The sequence below is a fragment of the Pandoraea captiosa genome, from assembly GCF_902459775.1.
Lineage (GTDB): Bacteria > Pseudomonadota > Gammaproteobacteria > Burkholderiales > Burkholderiaceae > Pandoraea > Pandoraea captiosa.
In genome coordinates this window covers 1,246,525-1,266,089 of sequence record NZ_CABPSQ010000001.1, presented here as the reverse complement: position 1 = coordinate 1,266,089, position 19,565 = coordinate 1,246,525, and the positions used below count along the sequence as shown (strand labels likewise).

The following is a 19,565-nucleotide window of genomic DNA, read 5'->3' as shown; positions in this document are numbered from 1 at the left end:
ACAGCAGAGCCGACGTGCCGATGGCACGCAAATGGCAGCGGTCTACGGCAGTCAGGCCTCGATGCCGGTAGATGAAACGGCGGCGCTGGCGGCCGTCGCGCGGGTGGCGCTCGGCAAGCGGCCGCTGCTCAACGTCTATGGCGGCGACTGGCCCACGCCGGACGGCACGGGCATTCGCGACTACATCCGTGTGGTGGACGCCGATCATTGGCGCTGGCAGCGGCTCAATCCCGACGGATACCGTTGAGCGCAACGGCCCCGGAGGCCCGTCCGATATGCCAGATAGGCATATTGATATGCCTTAAATGACTCAGGGGACAAATGAAAGCAATTCCCAATTGGGGTAAAATGGCGACGTTTTCCCGTCCATAACCGATAGTGCGTATACCTGATGCGCCTGGGAGTCCGGGCATCAGGGCCGTCAGGGACGGTCCGCGAAAGCGCTTTTCAGGCGACTCCAACTGAGCGGGCAAATTGTCCGGCCAGTGGCGCCGAAGTGCCGAGCCGCCGTTCTCCGTCACACGTCAAGTCAATATGAGCATTCAGAATCAACAAACCGTGTTGGAAGTCCACCACTGGACCGACACGCTGTTCAGCTTCAAGACCACTCGCGACGCTTCGTTCCGTTACGTCAATGGCCAGTTCACGATGATCGGCCTGGAAGTCGACGGCAAGCCGCTGCTGCGCGCCTACAGCATGGCGAGCGCAAATTACGAGGAAGAGCTGGAATTCCTGAGCATCAAGGTGCAGGACGGCCCGCTCACGTCGCGTCTGCAAAATATCAAGCCGGGCGACAAGGTGATCGTTGGCCGCAAGCCGACGGGCACGCTGATCGACGACAACCTCCTGCCGGGCAAGAACCTGTATCTGCTCTCCACGGGCACGGGGCTGGCGCCGTTCATGAGCATCATTCGCGATCCGGAAGTCTATGATCGCTATGAGCACATCATTCTGGTGCACGGCTGCCGCTTCACCAGCGAGTTGGCTTATCGCGACCTCATCACCCAGCATCTGCCGGAGCATGAGTATCTGGGCGAGTACGTTCGCGACAAGCTCATTTACTACCCGACGGTCACGCGTGAAGAGTTCGAAAACCAGGGCCGCATCACGGAACTGGTCGAGTCGGGCAAGATTTTCACGGACATCGGCCTGCCGGAGTTCTCGCCGGAACACGACCGCGTGATGCTGTGCGGCAGCCCGGCCATGCTCAAGGACACCCGCGAACTGCTGGAAAAGCGCGGCTTCGTCGAAGGCCATAACCACGCGCCGGGCCATTATCTGGTCGAGCGCGCATTCGTCGGCTAAGCCAACGAACGCAGGGCACAGACGCCCGTGTGACAAGTCTGGCGCAGCGTGCATCGCCGCGTCAGCAAAGGAAAGGCCGCTCATCGAGCGGCCTTTTTGTCATCTTTCCCTCATCTTTTCGTCACCGCTTCGTCATTACGTCAACCTCTCACGCGGCGATCAGAAGTCCATCGTGGCGCTGGCGAGGAAGGTGCGGGTCGAGCCCGGCAGCACGAAGCCGTTGTAGGTGGTCGTCCAGTAGTGCTTGTCGGTGACGTTGTTGATCGCTGCACGGAACACGACCGATTTGCCCGCAATGCGCGTGGCGTACTTTGCCGACAGGTCGATGGTCGTGAATGCGGGAATCGACAGCGTATTGGCGGCATCGACCTCTTGCTGCCCGGTCACCTTGACGCCTGCCGCCACAGTCAGGCCGCGCACGAACGGCGTGTCGTATTCAACACGACCGGTCACCACGTAGCGCGGCGTAGCGTAGATGCGCTTGCCCGCCACGCTCGGATCGTCGACGTCCACTGCCTTCGTGTTGAGCAGCAGCACGCCGCCCATCACGCGCCAGTCACGCGCCAGGCGCACCCAGCCGCTCGCGTCCAGCCCCTGAAAGCGCTGCGTCCCGTCCTGCACGTAGAAATTCGACTGGTTCGTGTAGCCATAGCCGCGCTCCACACGGAACAGCGCCAGATTGGCGCCCCACGAGGTCTTGTCCGCCTTCCAGCCCACTTCGTACTGCTTGCTCTTGAGCGGACCGTATGTCGTCGGAAAGTTGACGTTGGTGATGCTGGCCGAGCCGCCCGGCTCAAGCGATTCGACGTAGCTCACATAGGCCGTCGAGTCGGCGTCCGTCTTGTACATCAATGCCAGCGTCGGCGTGACCGGCTTGGCCGTGTACGAGGTGCCCGTTTGCCCGGAGATGTCGTAAAGGTCGTCGTTGAACTGGGTGTAGCGCAGGCCGACCAGTGCGGAGATGCGCGACGTAATGCCGACGGTGTCGCTCGCGAAGATGGCGCGCTGCGAAATCTTTTCGCTGCGATACGGCTGGTAGTCCAAGCCGATATCCTGATTCGGAAGTAGCGACGGGTTATAGATATTGCTTGTGCCGAGCGCGATGCCGTTGCCGCCCAGCCCGTTGTCGTTGAGCTTCACCTGGGTCTGATAGGCCACCCCGAACACCACGTCGTGCTTGAGCGGGCCAGTATCGAATTTGCCCTGCACCATGGCGTCCCACGCCTGATAGTAGTAGGCGGTCTTCCACTTGTACTGCGTGTCCGCATAGTCGCCGGCGGCATTGAGCACCGACAGGAAACTGTCGCCGTTCAGGCGATTCTGTCGAGCAAAGCGGTACTTGAAGTTCGCCTTCCACTGATCGTTGATGCGGTAGTCGATGGCGGTGCCGGCGGTCAGGGCATCGGTCTCGTAGTAGGTGAACGGCTGGGCGAGATTGCGGGCGACCTTGTTGGCGTCGGCCACGGCGCCTGCCCCTGCGAAACTCATGCCGAACAACGTGCCGGTCGTCTGGCGCTTCCAGTACGCCACGTCGGCCGACCAAGTGAGGTCGGGCGTGATACGGAAGTCGGTGGCAAACGAAATGGTCTTGCGGCGCACGTGGTTGTTCGGCTCTGCGGTGTTGCCTTCCTCGTTCACGACGTTCAGGCGGTAGCCGAAGCGGTTATCCGGGCCGAAGCGTCCGCCGAGGTCGAGCTTTTCGCTCCAGACATTGCTCGCTTCGTACCCGACCGAGAACTGGCGAAGGGGTTCGTCCGTGGGGCGTTTGAGCACGTAATTCACAATACCGCCGGGCGCGCCGAAGCCGTACATGAAACCGGACAGGCCCTTGAGCAGTTCGACTTGCTCGAACGGTTCGAGCGGAATGTCGGCCTGCCACGACACAAAGTTCTGCCCATCGATCTTCGTGCCGTCGAGCATGTCGACGCGCATGCCGCGAACCGCAAAGTACGAATTTTCGTTGCGCTTGTTTTCGGAAAGCGTGGTGACGGCGGGGTCCCACTTGAAGGCATCGGTTGCCGTTTGCGCCATCTGGTTCTTGATTTGCTCGCTGTTCACGCCAACGACGGAGAAGGGCGTGTCCACTGCGCGTCGCGTGCCGAGCGCACCGCTCGAGACACGCTCGACCTTCACGTCGTCGTCTCGACTGCCCGACACCGTAGTCGCCGGCAATGCGGCGGCGTCCTGCGTCGCCGATGATGTCGATGCCGCCGCCGACCCCGTTGATCCCGCTGGTGCGGCGGACGTCTGCGGTGCCTGCGAGGTTTGTGGCTGTTGCTGCGCGTGGACGGTACCGGAAACGAGCGTGAGCGATGCGGCGCAAACGGCGAAAACGCTGGCGACGGCGCGCGTGACGCAAGAGGGGGTGAGGTCGTGCGCAGCGTCGGGACGAGCGAATCCACGCTCCGCGAGCGGGCGGTGTTGCAACATCGGTAAATCTCCCTGTTGTCGACGCGACGTGTGCCGGCGCGTCTGTCCTGAATGATCTTTTTGTGTGGGGACGTGCGCGATGGCGGTGGCGAGCGCCGTCCGCCTGCGCGATCAGCCTCTCGCGGGATTCGGTGGTTCGGGCAGTGCCGTGGCCACCTTTGCGATCTTTGAGACTTCCGGCCCCCCCGAGTCGGGTGTGTCGCCGATGCCCCTGCCGGACGGCGTCGCCGGGTCGTCGGCCGACAGCCCGCGAGCGCTGGCCACCGGGTACGCCCACACGCTGTTCGGGTCGCCGTGTCGGGCGCGACGCCACGTCGCACGGGCGAACAGCGCGAAGATCGCCGCGCTCGCGAACGCGATCAGATCGACCCCCGCGAGAACCCAGTCGCCATTTGCCAGTGTGCGTGCGACGTTGTCCGGCGTGAGCGTTGCGTCGACCACCGGGATGGCAAGGCAGCCGAGTGCCGTGGCGACCAGCAGGCCGGTTGCGGCGACGGCCGGAGCGGTAGCCGCCGCGAAAAGCACGGCGAGTCCGAGCGTGACGACGAAGATCGACAGCGCGGTGGCCGTCGGCGCAACGACCGCGCCGACGAATGCCGCCGCGATCCCGAGACATGTGCCGAGGAAGACCCCGGCCGTCGCCTTCGCCATCCAGCGCAAGTTGGCCGGTTGGAGGGCCGCATTGCGCTTGCGACGCGATTCCAGCCAAAGCAGGTTGCCGCTATAGACCAGCACCGCACCCATCAGGCCGAGGATGAAATACACCCAGCGCATGGCGTCGCCCGCAAAGTTACCGAAGTGCGCGCCATAGATCATGCTGAGTACCGCGTGGTTTGTGTCGCGTACCCCCGGGCTGTGCTGGCCGACGATTTCGCCGTCGTTCAGACGCACGGCTACCGCGCCGAACACGCCCAGTGAATCGCTCGCCTCGCCATACACCTCGGCCACGGCGTCGGGCTTGCCGTAGCGCGACCAGGCGACAGCCGTTGTTTCCAGGTCGGGGGCGGCGTGTTCGGCCCGCGCGAGCACGGCCTGGAGATCGAGTGGCTTGCCCTCGACCGGCGCGATCTTCGCGGGGACAGCGCCCGTCATCTGCAAGAACTGCGGCGCGAGCTTGTTCTCGAACGTCAGCACATTGAACGCCATCATCAGCGGCAAGCTCAGGCAGAGCAGGGCGCCGGTGAGGGCGAAAACGATGTGGAACGGCAGGCTCAGCACGCCGATGGCGTTGTGCGCGTCTTGCCAGAAACGCTTCAGGTTGCGTCCCGGGCGCAGGGCGAAGATGTCGCGCGTGACGCGCGGCAAATGGACGATCACGCCGGAGATGAGCGCCATGCCGTAGAAAAGCGACACCACGCCCATCAGATACAGCCCGTATGTCGGGATCGATAACGAGTAGTGCAGCGCGTTGACCGTGTTCGACAGGCCGGGGCGCGCGTCGCCGGTTACCAGCGACGCCGCGCTGCCGTCCGAATGCAAACGCAGCCGGGCCTGCATCCATTCGCCGTCGGGCTGCTGCCAGTAGGCAAACGGTACGGGCGAATGACTGGGCAGCACCACGCCCATTTGCTCGCGTGCGGCTGGAAACTGTGCACGAACCAGATCGGCGAGTTGTTCCGTCTGCGCCAGCGTGAGCGGCGCATGACGCGTAGCCGGTTGCTCCCAGCGTTCGATCTCGTGATGGAAGACGGTCAGTGCGCCGCCCAGCATGGCGACGAACAAGGCGAAGCCGGCCACGATGCCAGCCCACGTATGGACACTGAGGTATTGACGTAGCGTTTGAGCGCGCATCGGGTGATCCTTACCAGACGGCGCGCGCCAGCAGCAGCGCGGCCCAGGCGACAACGGTGGTAGCGCCCATGCCGATCCAGGCGCGCGCCGCGGTGCGGCTCGCGTAGACCACGGCAAACAGGCCGAGCCACACAAGCGGGAAGAGGGCAATGACGGGGATGGCGGCCGTGTGCCAGCCGGACGGCGTCATGTAGGCGAAGGCGCCGCACAGTGCCATGGCCGCGAAGAAACCGAGCACCAGGCCCGCAAGCGTTCTACTCCACATGGGCGTCTCCGCGCAGCCAGTGCAAGCCGCCGGCGGCATACGGCCAGAACAGCAAACCGAAACACAGCGACATGAATGCCGAGGCGATGCCCGCCGACGGACCGGCGGCGAGCCACCAGCACAGCACGCTGGCGATTGCGGCGACGAGCGCCAGCGTTCGCGCCGGTTGCGCGTCGAGGCGATGCGCACGCAGGCGCTGGTGTTCCGAAGTGAGGTAGCAGGCGCCGCCTGCCGCCCATGCCAATGCAATGGCCAATGCAATCAACATGCTCGTGCGTCGTTGAAGATGAGCGATGGAAAACGGGGGCCGCCAGTGCAGGGCACCGGTAGCCCGGACAAATGCGGACTAACGAAAACCAAACGTAAACAATGTGAAAACGCCGCCCTTGGGCGACGCGACTGATGGCGTCACATCGCAAAGGGTGACGCTCGACGCCAGTTCAGGCATCACGCCCGCGCATTGCACGAACGCTCAGGGTTACTCATTGAACGTAAACGTTAACGAAAACGATTCGCATTTATATCATGATTCTGGCGATTCCCGAAAGCATTCGTCTGAATTCCGATACCGATGCAGGCCGGACGTGGCGCCCGGACGACGTCGCGCGAACCCGCCGTCCGAGCACCACATCCGGCAGTTCAGGGGAAGTCGCGCGACGCTTACACGGTGTCGCCGCGCAGGCTGCTCGCGGGCAACGGTCCGGCAAACTGCCGGAGCACCGCTCGCCAGTAGGCAATCACCGGGCCCTGGGTGGGTTGCGCGGCATCGATTTCCGGCAACAGATGCCAAGGGGCGGTCGGGTACTGGTGATGCACCCGGTGCAGATGATGATTGAGCACGAGCCATCGCCCGAGCGCGGTCGCATGAAAGTTGCGTGCTCGCGCCGGCTCGTCCATCGCAACGCCGAAGTGCGGCAAGTTGTCGGCGATCGACAGCCAGACGCCGCGGGCGACAAACGTCGCCACGAACACCGGCCACCATGGTCCGTACGCCCACAAGGCCAGCCCTAGGGCGGCGAGCAGGAATAGGAAGTCTCGTTGAATGCGCCGCCGGCGCACCGGGTCGGTGGCGAACATGACGGTCCGCCGACGAACGTCTTCGTCTATCGGGTCGGCGCCCAGTGCGCGCCGGGCGAGGGCGGGCAGCCGTTTAGCCGGAATCCATGTGATAAGCGGTGCAAACAGTTCGGATAACCACATGCCGCCGAGCAGACGCGACTGGTAGCCGATCCAGCGCCCGGCGCGCGAGGCGAGCGACGCGTCGGCGCGAAGCGTCGAGATGTCGGGTTGATCGTATGGCTGGCGGGTGAATCGATGGTGCATCAGATGCCCGAAACGCATGATCTCGTAAGGCAGGCCGAGCAGTAACGACAGGGCGCGTCCCGTGCGCTCGTTGGCGCGTGGCTTAAGGCGCAACTGGCCATGAATGGACTCGTGAATCAGGCCCCAGTGCATCGGGGTGAGCAGCAACACGGGCAGCGCACTCAGGGCAGCTAACTCCCCCCAATGGCGCAGCGCATATCCGAGGCCCAGCCATTGCCATAGGCCGGCTACGCCCGTCAGGCCGATCAACCATGGATTCCAGCGCGATGGTTTTGCGTGACGCCACAGGGCAGGAGACGGTATGGCTTCGCTCGCCAGCGTGGCGCTGGCGCAGGGTGTGTCCGACGGCTGCACAGGCGGGGTAACCGGAGGCGCGATGGCGGACGCGGCGCCCGACAGGCGCGATAGGCGGGACGGCTCGGCGCTTGCCGTATCGACCGGGATGGGGGCGAGGCTTGCGTGGGGAGAAGCAAGGGGGAAAGCGAGCGGGGAAGCGAGCGGGGAAGCGGCAGGGGCAGCGACAGGCGAAGCGGCGTCGATCTCGTCCGGGCGCGCAACGACGTTCTCCATGGGGTCTCCGGTCTCCGTGACGTGGCGTGAATGCAACGTGAATGCAACGTACAACGTAACAACGCAAATGGGGCATGCCGGACGCCATCTTACGCAAATTCAGCGTGCGCCCGGCACACGGCGTTGAGAGTGTATGCCGCGACCTGGGAAGAGAATATGTCAGTCGTGTTGCAGCGCCTTACTTTCGTCGCATTTCCGTCATATCGACGTCGCATCGACCGCGCCTCCGGTCACCGTCCGACATCGTTGCCGACAGTGGCATCGGTAGCGCCCGTATTGCGCAGGCTATCCAGTTGAGCGGCGCCCGCAGGGGTGAGTCGTGCCAGCGACAAACCGCGTTCGCCGTCGTCAAGCGCGACCCATCCGGCATCCGTGAGCACGCTGAGGTAGCGCAGCAGCGTGCTCATCGGCAGTGCGCTGCGCTTGGCGAGACGAGCGAGCGAGAGCGCCTCGCGACCTTCGCGTCGCCCGTCGGCCAACCGTTGGAGCAGACGAGCGAGATCCTGCGTGGTCTGCGCGAGATCGTCGCTGCCGCCGTCTACGTTGGCCCCAACGTTTGCCGGAATGTCATCCAACGCGTTGCTCCAGCAACACGGGGATCGACTTGGATGTCGGCGTGCCCGCGCCGTCGGCGATGGCGTCGAGCGGCACGAGCGCGTTGGTCTCCGGATAGTAGGCGGCGATGCTGCCGCGCGGGATGTCGTACGCGACAAGGAGAAAGTCCTCCGCCCGCCGCGCGATGCTGTCGTGCCACACGCCCACGATGTCGACGCGTTCACCGGCACGCAAACCCCGTGCATCGAGATCTTCCCGATTGGCGAACACGACGCGACGCTGCCCGAACACGCCGCGATAGCGGTCGTTGAGACCGTAGATCGTGGTGTTGTACTGGTCGTGCGAACGGATCGTCGCGAGTTGCAGCACCTGTGCACCCCGCTCGCCGGCCTGTCGGCGAGCCACGTCGATGGGAAGTTCGGCGGGCAGTGGATGGCAGGTGAAATTGGCGCGCGCATTGGCGGTGCGCCATTGACGCGCCGAGGGCGGGACCGGCAATCGAAATCCGCCCGGATGCCGCACGCGGCGATTGAATTCGGCGAATTCGTCGAAAGTGGCGGCGATGGCGTCGCGAATGCGGTCGTAGTCCTCGACATACCAATGCCAGTCGTCATGCCCGGCGAGCGCGCGGCCCATCGTGGCCTGAGCGATGCCGGCAACGATCGCAGGCTCCGAGCGCAAATGCTCGGACGCCGGAGCGTTGATGCCGTACGACATGTGCACCATGCTCATCGAGTCTTCGACCGTCACCCCCTGCACGGTGCCATGCTGCATGTCGATTTCGGTGCGCCCGAGGCAGGGGAGAATCAGGGCGTCGCGTCCGTGCACGAGGTGACTGCGGTTGAGCTTCGTCGCGACGTGCACGGTCAGGTCGCACTGACGCAATCCCGCCCAGGTGCGTGGCGTGTCCGGGGTGGCCATCGCGAAGTTGCCGCCCATGCCGATGAAGACCTTAATGCGGCCAGCGAGCATCGCGGAGATCGTGTCGACGACACCGAGGCCCTCACGGCGCGGCGGTGCGAAGTCGAACACCTTGGCGATCCGGTCGAGAAAGGCGGCCGACGGCTTCTCGTTGATGCCCACGGTGCGATCGCCCTGCACGTTGCTGTGCCCGCGCACGGGACACAGGCCAGCCCCCGAGCGCCCGATGTTGCCGCGCAGCAGCATCAGATTGACGATCATCTGAATGGTCGCCACCGCATGCTTGTGCTGCGTGATGCCCATGCCCCACGTCGCGATGACGCGCTCGCCCCGCAGGTAGACGTCCGCGATCTGACACATCTGCGCCCGCGATACGCCGGCGGCGCGTTCGAGATCGTCCCAGCGCTCGGTGTGCACATCGGCGGCGAAGTCCTCGAATCCGTGGGTGTGCTCGGCGATGAACGCGTCGTCGAGCAGTGCCGCGTCGCCATTGGCCCGTGCGTCGGCGTCGCGCTCCAGCACGTGCTTGATCACCCCCTTCACGAAGGCGAAGTCGCCCCCGATGGCCGGGGTCACGTAATGGCCGCTGATTGCGGTGCCCCCCATGCTCAGCATTTCGCCGGGGCTTTGCGGATCGGCAAAGCGCTCGAGCCCGCGCTCATGCAGCAAATTGATCGACACGATGGTGGCGCCCCGTTTGGCGGCTTCGCGAAGCTCGCCCAGCATGCGCGGATGGTTCGTCCCCGGGTTCTGGCCGAAGAGCAGTAGCGTATCCGCCTGCTCGAAGTCTTCGAGCGTGACCGTGCCCTTGCCAAGGCCGACAACGGGCGGCAGGGCCACGCTCGTCGGCTCGTGACACATGTTCGAGCAGTCGGGGAAGTTGTTCGTGCCGTACTGGCGAACGAACAACTGGTACAGGAATGCGGCTTCGTTGCCGGTGCGCCCGGAGGTGTAGAACGCGGCCTGATCGGGATCGGGCAACGCCCGCAGGTGTTCACCGATCATGGCGAACGCGGCGTCCCACGCGATGGGTAAATAACGGTCGGTCGCGGCGTCGTAACGCATCGGATGCGTGAGGCGACCGTAGCCTTCGAGCGTGTAGTCGTCGAGCGCCAGCAATTCGCTCACGGTGTGCGAAGCAAAGAACTCGGGGGTGACCCGCCGCTTGGTCGCCTCGGCCGCCACCGCCTTGGCGCCGTTCTCGCAGAATTCGAACGTCGAGGCGTGCTCGCGATCCGGCCAGGCGCAGCCCGGGCAGTCGAAGCCGCTGGGCTGATTCGCACTGAGCAACGTACGTGCCCCTTTGAGCGGGATTCCCTGCGTGACGAGTTGGATGGCAACGTTCTTGAGCGCGCCCCAACCGCCGGCGGGGCGATCGTACGGGGCAATTTTCGGGGCAGGCATGACGAGGTTCTGGCAAGGGTGGCTGACGCGCCGCGCGGAAGTCGGGGGAGCGGGGTGTCAGAAAAGCGGTGATAAGGGCGACGGCAAATGGAACGACAGTAAGAAGAACGGGAGCAGAAACCATTGACGCCAAATAGGCAATTTGATGCATAATTGGTTCACATCGCGGTTCGCATCAACTTGATCGAGAACGCCAAGATTCCTGTTTTTTCAACGTTTCCAGGCATCTTATCAGGAATCTGCATAGATTAATTTATGCAATGAATAGCATATAAGGTGGGGTCATGAAGCGTATTTCCATTGCACCGCAGTTGCGCTTTCGTCACGACGGCAACGAACTTGCGCTCGACAAGGTGCTGTCGTTGCTCACGGAAGTGCAGGCACACGGCAATTTGCAGGCGGCCAGTCAGGCGCTGGGGCAGTCGTACCGTGGCGCGTGGGGGCACATCAAGGAGGTCGAGTCGCTGATGGGCGCGCCGTTGCTGACGATGGCCCGGGGGCGCGGTGCGGTGCTCACTCCGCTTGCGCAGCGCTTGCTCTGGGGACAGAAGCGTTTGCAGGCACGGCTGGGGCCGTTGCTGGAGACGATGGCGTCCGAGTTGCAGACCGAACTCGACGATCTGTTGCTTGAGCAAAGCGATCAGTTGCGGCTCTTTGCCAGTCACGGACTGGCCGTGGCGGCGCTGGTCGACTTCGCGGGGCGTGCGGGGCTGCCGGTCGATGTGAGCTATCGCGGCAGTATCGAAGCGATCGCTGCGCTGGCCAAGCACGAATGCGAGGTCGCGAGTTTTCACGTACCGATCGGTGCGCTCGCCGAGCCTGTGCTCGATCAGTACGTGCCGCTACTCAAGGGGAAGTCATACCGTGTCGCCGATGTCGCCTCGCGACGCCTTGGTCTGCTTGTGGCGCGCGGCAATCCGCTCGGTATCCAGTCCTTGGCCGACGTGCCACGAACCGGCGCGCGATTTGCGAATCGGGAGCGCGGGTCGGGGACCCGCATCATCTTCGACTTGCTGCTCGCGCGTGAGGGCATCGACCCGTCCACCGTCGCGGGGGCCGAGAACATCGAGTTCACGCATGCGGCCGTCGCGGCCTACATCGCCAGCGGTCGCGCCGACACCGGTCTGGCGATCGAGGCAGCGGCAAGTCAGTTCGGGCTCGACTTCATTCCGATACTCACCGAGCGCTATTGCCTGATGTTCCCGGAAAGCGCTGGTGAATCGCCGCACCTGCAATCACTGCTGGCGATTCTCCAGAGCGATGCGTATCGCCAGGCCGTCCACGCCATTCCCGGCTACAGCGAAAGTGCCACCGGCCGGGTCACGCCGCTGTCGGAGGCGTTTCCGTCGCTGGGGTAATTAATATGCATTTAGTTGCATATTTCGTGCGCGGCGCTTTTTCCCGGGAAACTGGCTTGTTAGCTAGGTTTGTGTCGAAATCGCATGCCGTCATGCGTCGAAATGCGCGATTTGGGGCTATCGGTGTTTCCACGAGGCTTGTTGTGGCGCGGCGTTTGGACTAATGTCTAAGCACTGAGCCCCCAAAAGATGTGTGGTGATCATATGCAACCAAGAACATATGAAACACCATCTTGCCCCAGGAGACAATTCGAGATGGTCCCCACCCCTCATGCGACGCTCGCGCCGCTGCTGGCTCGCCACGCTGGCCGTGCACACGAGTTGTTGCCATTGCTGCATGCGTTGCAGGACAGCGAAGGCTATGTCGACCCGGCACACGTGCCCGGCATTGCTGCCGCACTGAACCTCTCCCGTGCCGAAGTCCACGGCGTCATCACGTTCTATCACCACTTCCGTAGCGCGCCGCCGCCGCCGACCGTCGTGCAGGTCTGCCGGGCAGAGGCGTGTCGCAGCCGCGATGGCGAAGCGCTCGTCGCTCACGTGGAAGCCGCTACCGGCGCGCATATCGACGGCGAGCCATGCCAAGGGATCGGGGTCGAATCGGTCTACTGCCTTGGGCAGTGCGCGCTTTCCCCCGCCGTGACCATTAACGGCGAATTGCACGCGCGGGTCAGTCCGGCGCGGTTCGATGCATTGCTTGCTGCCGCACGAGAGGAGGTCGCCCATGACTGAGACCTCCGGGATGCGCGCGCACCGTGTTTACGTCCCGCGCGATTCGGCGGCGCTGGCGCTCGGCGCCGACCGGGTGGCTGCGGCAGTGGCGGCCGAGGCCGCCAAACGAGGTATTGCCGTCGACATCGTTCGCAACGGTTCGCGCGGGCTGTTCTGGCTGGAGCCGCTGGTGGAAGTGCAAACGCCGCGTGGTCGCATCGGCTACAGCAACGTGCAGGCGTCGCAGGTGGCGGCGCTTTTCGATAGCGGATGGCCGGCGAGCGCGGCACTGGACGGTGAAGACCGTGAGCGCGAGATGTCGCCGCTCGATCCGGACGGAAGCTGGGAGGCGCCGATGCCCGCGTGCGTGGGCCGGGTGGACGCGATTCCGTATCTGGCAAAACAGCAACGTCTGACGTTTGCCCGTATCGGTGTGACCGATCCGCTGAGCCCGGCAGATTACGAAGCCCATGGCGGTCTGGCCGGTTTGCGCGCCTGTCTCGCGCTCGACGCGGAGGCCGCGTGCCAGACCGTGCTCGACTCGGGGCTTCGCGGGCGCGGCGGGGCGGCCTTCCCGGCGGGCATCAAATGGCGCACGGTCTGCCGTGCCGAGGCATCGCAGAAGTATGTCGTGTGCAACGCCGACGAAGGCGACTCCGGCACGTTCGCCGATCGTCTCATCATGGAGAGCGATCCGTTCGTCCTGATCGAAGGCATGGTGATTGCGGCATTGAGCGTGGGGGCGAGCGAAGGCATCGTCTATGTGCGCAGCGAGTATCCCCATGCCATTGCGATGCTGGAAGCGGCGATCGAGATCGCGCGTCGCGAAGGCTGGCTGGGGACCGATGTGCTTGGCTCTGGCCGGTCCTGCGAACTGCGCGTGGCCAAAGCGGCAGGCGCCTACATTTGCGGCGAAGAGACCGCGTTGCTCGAGAGCCTGGAAGGCAAACGCGGCGTGGTGCGCGCCAAGCCCCCGATTCCTGCCTTGTCGGGGCTGTTCGGCAAGCCGACGCTCATCAACAACGTGATCACGCTCGCCAGCGTGCCGTACATCTTTGCCCATGGCGCCCAGGCGTATCGCGAGTTCGGCATGGGCCGCTCGCAAGGCACGCTGCCCGTGCAACTCGCAGGCAACATCCGTCGCGGCGGCCTCGTGGAGCTTGCCTTTGGTGTGACGTTGCGCACGCTGCTCGACGAGTTCGGCGGCGGGACGGCGAGCGGGCGACCTGCGAAAGCCATTCAGGTCGGTGGCCCGCTCGGGGCCTATCTTCCGAGCGCTCAATGGGACTTGCCGATGGATTACGAGGCATATGCCGCCGTGGGCGCTGTGGTCGGGCACGGCGGTGTGGTGGTGCACGACGACACGGCCGACATGGCGGGACTCGCGAGCTACGCCATGGAATTCTGCGCACTGGAGTCGTGTGGCAAGTGCACGCCTTGCCGCATCGGGTCGACACGGGGTGTCGAAGTCATCGAGCGCATTCGGCGCGGCGACACGTCGACGCGTCAGGTCACGCTGTTGCATGACCTCTGCGACACGATGGTGTCCGGTTCGCTTTGCGCGATGGGCGGGATGACGCCGTTCCCGGTGCGCTCCGCGCTCGAACACTTCCCGGCGGATTTCGGTCTGCCCGATGGCGCGGGACGCGCCGAAGCCGCCTGACGTCGGACCTTCGACGTTGGCGCATCCGACAGTACAGAACGCCAGGAGGACGCACATGATCCATCCGAATTCGCAAGTATCCCCGGGCCACGGCCCGGACCTGGGCACGCCGCTGCGCCGCAGTGAAGTCGACGTCACGCTCGAGATCGACGGCCAGACCGTGACGGTGCCGGCCGGCACGTCGATCATGCGCGCTGCCGCAGGCCGCGACGTTAACATCCCCAAGCTGTGCGCCACGGACTCACTGGAGCCGTTCGGCTCATGCCGTCTGTGTCTGGTCGAGATAGAAGGGCGGCGCGGTTTTCCGGCCTCCTGCACGACACCCGTCGAGCCGGGCATGAAGGTGCGCACGCAGTCGCCGAAGTTGCAGGATCTTCGGCGCAACGTGATGGAGTTGTACATTTCGGACCATCCGCTCGACTGTCTGACGTGCGCCGCCAACGGCGACTGCGAGTTGCAGGACATGGCGGGCGTGACGGGCTTGCGCGAGGTCCGATACGGCTTCGAAGGCGACAACCATCTCCACAGCGCCAAGGACGAATCCAACCCGTACTTCACGTACGACCCGTCGAAATGCATCGTCTGTAACCGATGCGTGCGCGCATGCGAGGAGACGCAGGGCACCTTCGCGTTGACGATCTCCGGTCGCGGCTTCGAGGCCCGGGTGTCGGCCGGGCAGGATCAGCCGTTCATGGACTCCGAGTGTGTTTCATGCGGCGCGTGCGTCGCGGCATGCCCGACGGCCACGCTGCAGGAGAAGAGCGTCATTGCGATGGGGCAGCCCGAGCACGCCGTGGTGACGACGTGCGCGTATTGCGGCGTCGGCTGCGCGTTCAAGGCCGAGATGAAGGGCGGCGAAGTCGTGCGCATGACGCCGTACAAGGACGGTCTCGCGAACGAAGGGCATGCATGCGTGAAGGGGCGCTTCGCCTGGGGCTACGCCACGCATAAGGAGCGCATTACCAAACCGATGATCCGTCGCAAGATCACCGACCCGTGGCGGGAAGTGTCGTGGGACGAGGCGCTGGACTACGCGGCGTCGGAGTTCCGGCGTCTTCAGGCGAAGTACGGCGTGGACGCGATCGGTGGCATTACCTCGTCGCGCTGCACGAACGAGGAGACGTATCTCGTGCAGAAGCTGGTGCGTGCGGCGTTCGGCAACAACAACGTCGATACCTGCGCCCGCGTTTGCCATTCGCCGACCGGCTATGGGCTCAAGCAGACGCTTGGCGAGTCCGCCGGCACGCAGACGTTCAAGTCGATCGAGCATGCCGACGTCATTCTGGTCATGGGCGCCAACCCGTCGGACGGACACCCTGTTTTCGCCTCGCGCCTGAAGCGGCGTGTGCGCGAAGGGGCGAAGCTCATCGTGATCGATCCGCGCCGGATCGATATCGTCGACGGACCGCATATCAAGGCGGCATTCCATTTGCCGTTGCGTCCCGGCACCAACGTGGCGATGGTCAACGCGCTAGCGCACGTGATCGTGACCGAGGGGCTGCTGGCCGAGTCGTTCATTGCCGAGCGATGTGAGGATCGCGCGTTCGCCCAGTGGCGTGACTTCGTGGCGCTGCCCGAGAATTCTCCCGAGGCGGTGTCTGTCGTCACCGGCGTGCCCGCCGAGCAGATCCGGGGCGCGGCGCGCCTGTACGCCACGGGCGGCAACGCGGCGATCTATTACGGCCTTGGCGTGACCGAGCATGCGCAGGGCTCGACCACAGTGATGGGCATTGCGAATCTGGCGATGGCCACCGGCAACGTGGGCCGGGAGGGCGTGGGCGTGAACCCGCTGCGCGGGCAGAACAACGTGCAGGGGTCGTGCGACATGGGGTCGTTCCCGCACGAGTTGCCGGGCTACCGCCACGTGTCCGATACCCTGGTGCGCGAGGAATTCGAGGCCGCGTGGGGCGTGACACTTCAGGCCGAGCCGGGGTTGCGCATTCCGAACATGTTCGATGCGGCGATTCACGGCAGCTTCAAGGGGCTCTACTGCCAGGGCGAGGACATCGTTCAGTCCGACCCGAACACCCAGCACGTGGCTGCGGCCATGGAGGCGATGGAGTGCATCGTCGTGCAGGACATCTTCCTGAACGAGACGGCCAAGTATGCGCACGTGCTGTTGCCGGGCACGACTTTCCTTGAGAAGGACGGCACCTTTACCAACGCCGAGCGTCGCATTTCGCGCGTGCGTCGTGTCATGGCGCCGCTGCCTGGCATGGCCGACTGGGAGGTGACGATCGCCCTCGCCAAGCGTCTGGGGTACGAGATGCCGTACACGCATCCGTCACAGATCATGGACGAGATCGCGCGCCTGACGCCGACCTTCCGTGGCGTGAGCTACCGGCGTCTGGACGAGGTGGGCAGTCTGCAATGGCCCTGCAACGACGAGGCGCCGCAAGGCACGCCGATCATGCATGTCGACGCGTTTGTGCGCGGCAAGGGGCGCTTCATCATCACTCGCTACGTGCCCACGGACGAGAAGGTCACGCCGCGCTATCCGCTGCTGCTCACCACGGGACGGATCCTCTCGCAATACAATGTGGGAGCGCAAACGCGCAGAACGCACAACGTCCACTGGCATGACGAGGATCGGCTGGAGATTCATCCGCACGACGCGCAGGAGCGGGGCATCAAGGATGGCGATTGGGTCGGCATCCGCAGCCGCGCCGGTGAGACCGTGCTGCGCGCCGTGATCAGCGAACGTATGCAACCGGGCGTGGTGTACACGACGTTCCATTTCCCGGAGTCGGGGGCGAACGTCATTACGACGGATAACTCCGACTGGGCAACCAACTGTCCGGAATACAAGGTGACGGCGGTACAGGTGTTGCCGGTGGCGCAGCCCTCGGCCTGGCAGGACAAGTATTCGAAATTCAACCGCACGCAGCTCGAATTGCTCGATGCGGCCCGCAACCCCGCCGAACCGGTGCCGGCAAAGTAGGGGGGGCGAACCCTGGAATGAAGTGGAGTCAGCGTTAAACGATGTCCAACCCCTTGCTTGATACGGCAGAGACGGCAGAGGCGGCAGATATGACCGGTGCCGTCGGTGCGCCCGACGATGGCGTCGTCGCGCCTGTGTGCGACGTGGCGCCCGCCGCCATCGACCCCGAGAGCCTGACGCCGCATGCGACATTTGCCGTCCGGCGATTTCGTCACGGCGCGTGGCAGCAGGCGAGCGATGCGCTGGCCGAAGAGGTTCCCGTCGCGCTGGAATTCAACGGTATTTCGCACGTCGTGATGCTCGCGACGCCCGCCGATATCGAAGATTTTGCGCTGGGGTTCGCGCTGTCCGAGGGCATTCTGAATGACAGACGCGAGTGCTATGGCATCGAGGTCTCGGCGACCTCGCTGGGCATTACCGCGCACATTGAGATCTCGTCGCGGGCGTTCGCCGGGCTCAAGGAGCGGCGGCGCAACCTCACGGGGCGCACCGGCTGCGGGTTGTGCGGCACGGAAAGTCTGGATCAGGTCCTGCGTCCCTTGCCGTCGGCCGGCGAGCCGCTGCGCGTCACGCATGCGGCGCTGACGGCGGCGCACGCCGGGCTGGCGTCGCATCAGCCGCTCAATGCTGTCACTGGCGCGGTCCACGGGGCCGCCTGGTGCTCGCCGTCGGGTGAGATTTTGGTGCTGCGTGAGGACGTCGGTCGCCATAACGCGCTGGACAAGCTCATCGGCGCACTCGCGCGCGAGGGGCAGGCATTCGATCGGGGTTTCGTGCTGATGACGAGTCGGGCGAGCGTCGAGATCGTGCAAAAGGCCGCGCAGGTCGGTATCCCGATGGTCGCCGCCGTTTCTGCGGCGACGGCGTTGGCGGTGCACACGGCCCAGGCGGCAGGCGTGGCGCTGGTGGGCTTCGTGCGTGGCGAGCAGTGTGTCATTTACTCTGGCGGGGCGGCGCTCGACGAGCGCGCCTGACGACCAACGATACGAAAGCAGCAGGAGATGCTCGATGGACGGTAACAATCTCGTGCGGATGGCGAATCGCATCGCAGACTTCTTCGAATCGTTGCCCGATCGTGAAGAGGCGCTTGGCGAAGTTGCCGCCCATCTTCACAAGTTCTGGGATCCGCGCATGCGCACCCAGATTCTCTCGCTCGTCGGCACGCCGGCGGCCGACGACATGCACGCCTTGGTGCGCGAAGCGCTCGAACGACATCGCGCGCGGCTCACCCCGGCAGGCTGAGCCCTAAGCCCGCTCGAGGGGCGCTGACCTCCGCCCACTGCGCTCGTCGCGCGCCCCGGTTTTGGGCGAAGGTACGCTGCTCGCGGTATAGTAGGGGTGACGGTCGCGCACCGGCGCGGCCCTACGACTAGCGGAGGACTTGATGAGCGATACCCCCACGCGCAAGCCCAGCCCACAGCGCCCTGACAAGGAAGACGAAGTGGAACGCGACCTCGACGAAGCGCTTGAGGAGACGTTTCCGGCAAGCGATCCCGTATCGATCGAGGTCGACAAGCCCAAGCGCGGTTCGGCGTCGAAATCGTCGGTGGCCAAGCGGCTCGACGAGGGACTTGAGGAAACGTTCCCGGCGAGCGATCCGGTATCCATCGACACAGGTAAGTCGCCGAAGCGTTGACGTTGGCTGTGCGATGCCGGTAAATCGTGCCGCGATGCTTTCAAAATTCGCTCGCAGCCCCGTCCGGCGGGGCCGCTCGCGAGAAATAAATGTCCGTTCCGACGCGGGTTTGCCGCCCGGACAGGTCGAATTCGTGGCAAAATGCCGCGCCTGACTCTCTCAGGCTGGGACTGTAGGAAATAAATGGCGGCAGGTACGGTAAAAAAAGTTCGACGCTACGCGCTGGAAACCATCGACGTGATGGGACAGAGCGGGCTTGGCGTCGTCGAGCGTCCGGACGGGCGTTTCGTCATGTATCCGGAGTATTGGACACAGACGCAGGCGCTCAGCCAGAAAATGCGTACGCTTTACCGCCGTAACTGCCAGCTTGAGTATCAGCTGGCCAAGCTCACGCGCGAGCTCGACCGACTGCGCAGTGTGGTCGACACGCCGCGCCCGGCGGGCAATCCCCAGGCGTCGTTGCCCGGTACTGACGTGCCGCAGCCCGAACCCAAGCGCGAACGCAAGTCCACCACTGCCGCCACTGCTGCCGCTTCCCCCGACTTACCGCCACGACGACGCAAACGCGCCGCCTGAGCACGATGGCCGCAACGGCCGCCGTCCGTTTTTCGATTTGTGCGCTGCTCGCAAGGCAAGTCTTTCAGGTTCACCCGGTAATACTAGCGAATTCCCGTCATTAGCCAGCCTTCTGC

General features: G+C 64.5%; 16 protein-coding genes and 1 pseudogene. 10 read left to right on the top strand and 7 right to left on the bottom strand.

Going from position 1 to position 19,565, the window contains the following annotated elements; genetic code table 11:
• Nucleotides 1-94: 94 nt before the first annotated feature.
• Together PCA31118_RS27585 and PCA31118_RS05230 are read left to right on the top strand one after the other, a co-directional pair.
• Nucleotides 95-199: pseudogene (locus PCA31118_RS27585) on the top strand (UDP-glucose 4-epimerase); the annotation flags it as partial.
• 335 nt (nucleotides 200-534) lie between these two features.
• A complete protein-coding gene (locus tag PCA31118_RS05230) occupies nucleotides 535-1,305 on the top strand; it encodes a ferredoxin--NADP reductase (RefSeq protein ID WP_044455659.1) in 771 nt (256 codons plus the stop codon).
• A 159-nt stretch (nucleotides 1,306-1,464) separates the two neighbouring features.
• Here the strand turns inward: PCA31118_RS05230 and PCA31118_RS05225 are convergent, their stop codons facing one another.
• From PCA31118_RS05225 to PCA31118_RS05195, 7 genes are all read right to left on the bottom strand, one after another.
• The gene (locus tag PCA31118_RS05225) at nucleotides 1,465-3,735 is read right to left on the bottom strand and encodes a TonB-dependent siderophore receptor (RefSeq protein ID WP_150623530.1); all 2,271 of its coding nucleotides are present in this window, start codon (nucleotides 3,733-3,735) and stop codon (nucleotides 1,465-1,467) included.
• A gap of 111 nt (nucleotides 3,736-3,846) precedes the next feature.
• Nucleotides 3,847-5,526, bottom strand: coding sequence for a PepSY-associated TM helix domain-containing protein (locus tag PCA31118_RS05220; protein ID WP_150623528.1), 1,680 nt, complete (start codon nucleotides 5,524-5,526; stop codon nucleotides 3,847-3,849).
• A 10-nt stretch (nucleotides 5,527-5,536) separates the two neighbouring features.
• Nucleotides 5,537-5,791, bottom strand: a complete 255-nt coding sequence (locus PCA31118_RS05215; protein WP_150623526.1) for a hypothetical protein — start codon at nucleotides 5,789-5,791, stop codon at nucleotides 5,537-5,539.
• Complete coding sequence (locus PCA31118_RS05210) at nucleotides 5,781-6,059, bottom strand: hypothetical protein (RefSeq protein WP_150623524.1); 279 nt, start codon at nucleotides 6,057-6,059, stop codon at nucleotides 5,781-5,783. Before PCA31118_RS05210 ends, PCA31118_RS05215 begins: the two co-directional genes overlap by 11 nt.
• 392 nt (nucleotides 6,060-6,451) lie before the next feature.
• Nucleotides 6,452-7,684, bottom strand: coding sequence for a fatty acid desaturase family protein (locus PCA31118_RS05205; RefSeq protein WP_150623522.1), 1,233 nt, complete (start codon nucleotides 7,682-7,684; stop codon nucleotides 6,452-6,454).
• 230 nt (nucleotides 7,685-7,914) lie between these two features.
• Nucleotides 7,915-8,259 (bottom strand): helix-turn-helix domain-containing protein, encoded by a 345-nt coding sequence (locus PCA31118_RS05200; RefSeq protein WP_246190067.1) that lies wholly within the window; start codon nucleotides 8,257-8,259, stop codon nucleotides 7,915-7,917.
• Nucleotides 8,252-10,564, bottom strand: coding sequence for an FdhF/YdeP family oxidoreductase (locus PCA31118_RS05195; RefSeq protein ID WP_150623520.1), 2,313 nt, complete (start codon nucleotides 10,562-10,564; stop codon nucleotides 8,252-8,254). The genes PCA31118_RS05200 and PCA31118_RS05195 overlap by 8 nt, the downstream gene beginning before the upstream one ends.
• Before the next feature lie 284 nt (nucleotides 10,565-10,848).
• Between PCA31118_RS05195 and PCA31118_RS05190 the strand changes: the two genes are divergently transcribed.
• From PCA31118_RS05190 to PCA31118_RS05155, 8 genes are all read left to right on the top strand, one after another.
• On the top strand, nucleotides 10,849-11,922 hold the full coding sequence (locus tag PCA31118_RS05190; RefSeq protein WP_150623518.1) for a substrate-binding domain-containing protein: 1,074 nt from the start codon (nucleotides 10,849-10,851) through the stop codon (nucleotides 11,920-11,922).
• A gap of 255 nt (nucleotides 11,923-12,177) precedes the next feature.
• Nucleotides 12,178-12,654, top strand: a complete 477-nt coding sequence (locus tag PCA31118_RS05185) for an NAD(P)H-dependent oxidoreductase subunit E (protein WP_150623516.1) — start codon at nucleotides 12,178-12,180, stop codon at nucleotides 12,652-12,654.
• A complete protein-coding gene (locus PCA31118_RS05180; RefSeq protein ID WP_174990332.1) occupies nucleotides 12,647-14,296 on the top strand; it encodes a formate dehydrogenase beta subunit in 1,650 nt (549 codons plus the stop codon). The genes PCA31118_RS05185 and PCA31118_RS05180 overlap by 8 nt, the downstream gene beginning before the upstream one ends.
• Nucleotides 14,297-14,351: 55 nt before the next feature.
• Complete coding sequence (fdhF, locus tag PCA31118_RS05175) at nucleotides 14,352-17,237, top strand: formate dehydrogenase subunit alpha (protein WP_150623515.1); 2,886 nt, start codon at nucleotides 14,352-14,354, stop codon at nucleotides 17,235-17,237.
• Between the two features lie 41 nt (nucleotides 17,238-17,278).
• The gene (gene fdhD / locus PCA31118_RS05170; protein WP_246190066.1) at nucleotides 17,279-18,211 is read left to right on the top strand and encodes a formate dehydrogenase accessory sulfurtransferase FdhD; all 933 of its coding nucleotides are present in this window, start codon (nucleotides 17,279-17,281) and stop codon (nucleotides 18,209-18,211) included.
• Nucleotides 18,212-18,245: 34 nt separating this feature from the next.
• A complete protein-coding gene (locus tag PCA31118_RS05165; RefSeq protein WP_150623514.1) occupies nucleotides 18,246-18,479 on the top strand; it encodes a formate dehydrogenase subunit delta in 234 nt (77 codons plus the stop codon).
• A 142-nt stretch (nucleotides 18,480-18,621) separates the two neighbouring features.
• Complete coding sequence (locus PCA31118_RS05160) at nucleotides 18,622-18,873, top strand: hypothetical protein (RefSeq protein WP_150623512.1); 252 nt, start codon at nucleotides 18,622-18,624, stop codon at nucleotides 18,871-18,873.
• A gap of 183 nt (nucleotides 18,874-19,056) precedes the next feature.
• Nucleotides 19,057-19,449 (top strand): hypothetical protein, encoded by a 393-nt coding sequence (locus tag PCA31118_RS05155; RefSeq protein WP_150623510.1) that lies wholly within the window; start codon nucleotides 19,057-19,059, stop codon nucleotides 19,447-19,449.
• The last annotated feature ends 116 nt before the right edge of the window (nucleotides 19,450-19,565 follow it).

Coding starts and splice junctions, on each gene's coding strand:
- PCA31118_RS05185 (WP_150623516.1), top strand. CDS start 12,178: ATGGTCCCCACCCCTCATGCGACGCTCGCGCCGCTGCTGGCTCGCCAC.
- PCA31118_RS05180 (WP_174990332.1), top strand. CDS start 12,647: ATGACTGAGACCTCCGGGATGCGCGCGCACCGTGTTTACGTCCCGCGC.
- PCA31118_RS05155 (WP_150623510.1), top strand. CDS start 19,057: ATGGCGGCAGGTACGGTAAAAAAAGTTCGACGCTACGCGCTGGAAACC.
- PCA31118_RS05190 (WP_150623518.1), top strand. CDS start 10,849: ATGAAGCGTATTTCCATTGCACCGCAGTTGCGCTTTCGTCACGACGGC.
- PCA31118_RS05225 (WP_150623530.1), bottom strand. CDS start 3,735: ATGTTGCAACACCGCCCGCTCGCGGAGCGTGGATTCGCTCGTCCCGAC.
- PCA31118_RS05210 (WP_150623524.1), bottom strand. CDS start 6,059: ATGTTGATTGCATTGGCCATTGCATTGGCATGGGCGGCAGGCGGCGCC.
- PCA31118_RS05220 (WP_150623528.1), bottom strand. CDS start 5,526: ATGCGCGCTCAAACGCTACGTCAATACCTCAGTGTCCATACGTGGGCT.
- PCA31118_RS05215 (WP_150623526.1), bottom strand. CDS start 5,791: ATGTGGAGTAGAACGCTTGCGGGCCTGGTGCTCGGTTTCTTCGCGGCC.
- PCA31118_RS05195 (WP_150623520.1), bottom strand. CDS start 10,564: ATGCCTGCCCCGAAAATTGCCCCGTACGATCGCCCCGCCGGCGGTTGG.
- fdhD (WP_246190066.1), top strand. CDS start 17,279: ATGTCCAACCCCTTGCTTGATACGGCAGAGACGGCAGAGGCGGCAGAT.
- fdhF (WP_150623515.1), top strand. CDS start 14,352: ATGATCCATCCGAATTCGCAAGTATCCCCGGGCCACGGCCCGGACCTG.
- PCA31118_RS05165 (WP_150623514.1), top strand. CDS start 18,246: ATGGACGGTAACAATCTCGTGCGGATGGCGAATCGCATCGCAGACTTC.
- PCA31118_RS05230 (WP_044455659.1), top strand. CDS start 535: ATGAGCATTCAGAATCAACAAACCGTGTTGGAAGTCCACCACTGGACC.
- PCA31118_RS05160 (WP_150623512.1), top strand. CDS start 18,622: ATGAGCGATACCCCCACGCGCAAGCCCAGCCCACAGCGCCCTGACAAG.
- PCA31118_RS05205 (WP_150623522.1), bottom strand. CDS start 7,684: ATGGAGAACGTCGTTGCGCGCCCGGACGAGATCGACGCCGCTTCGCCT.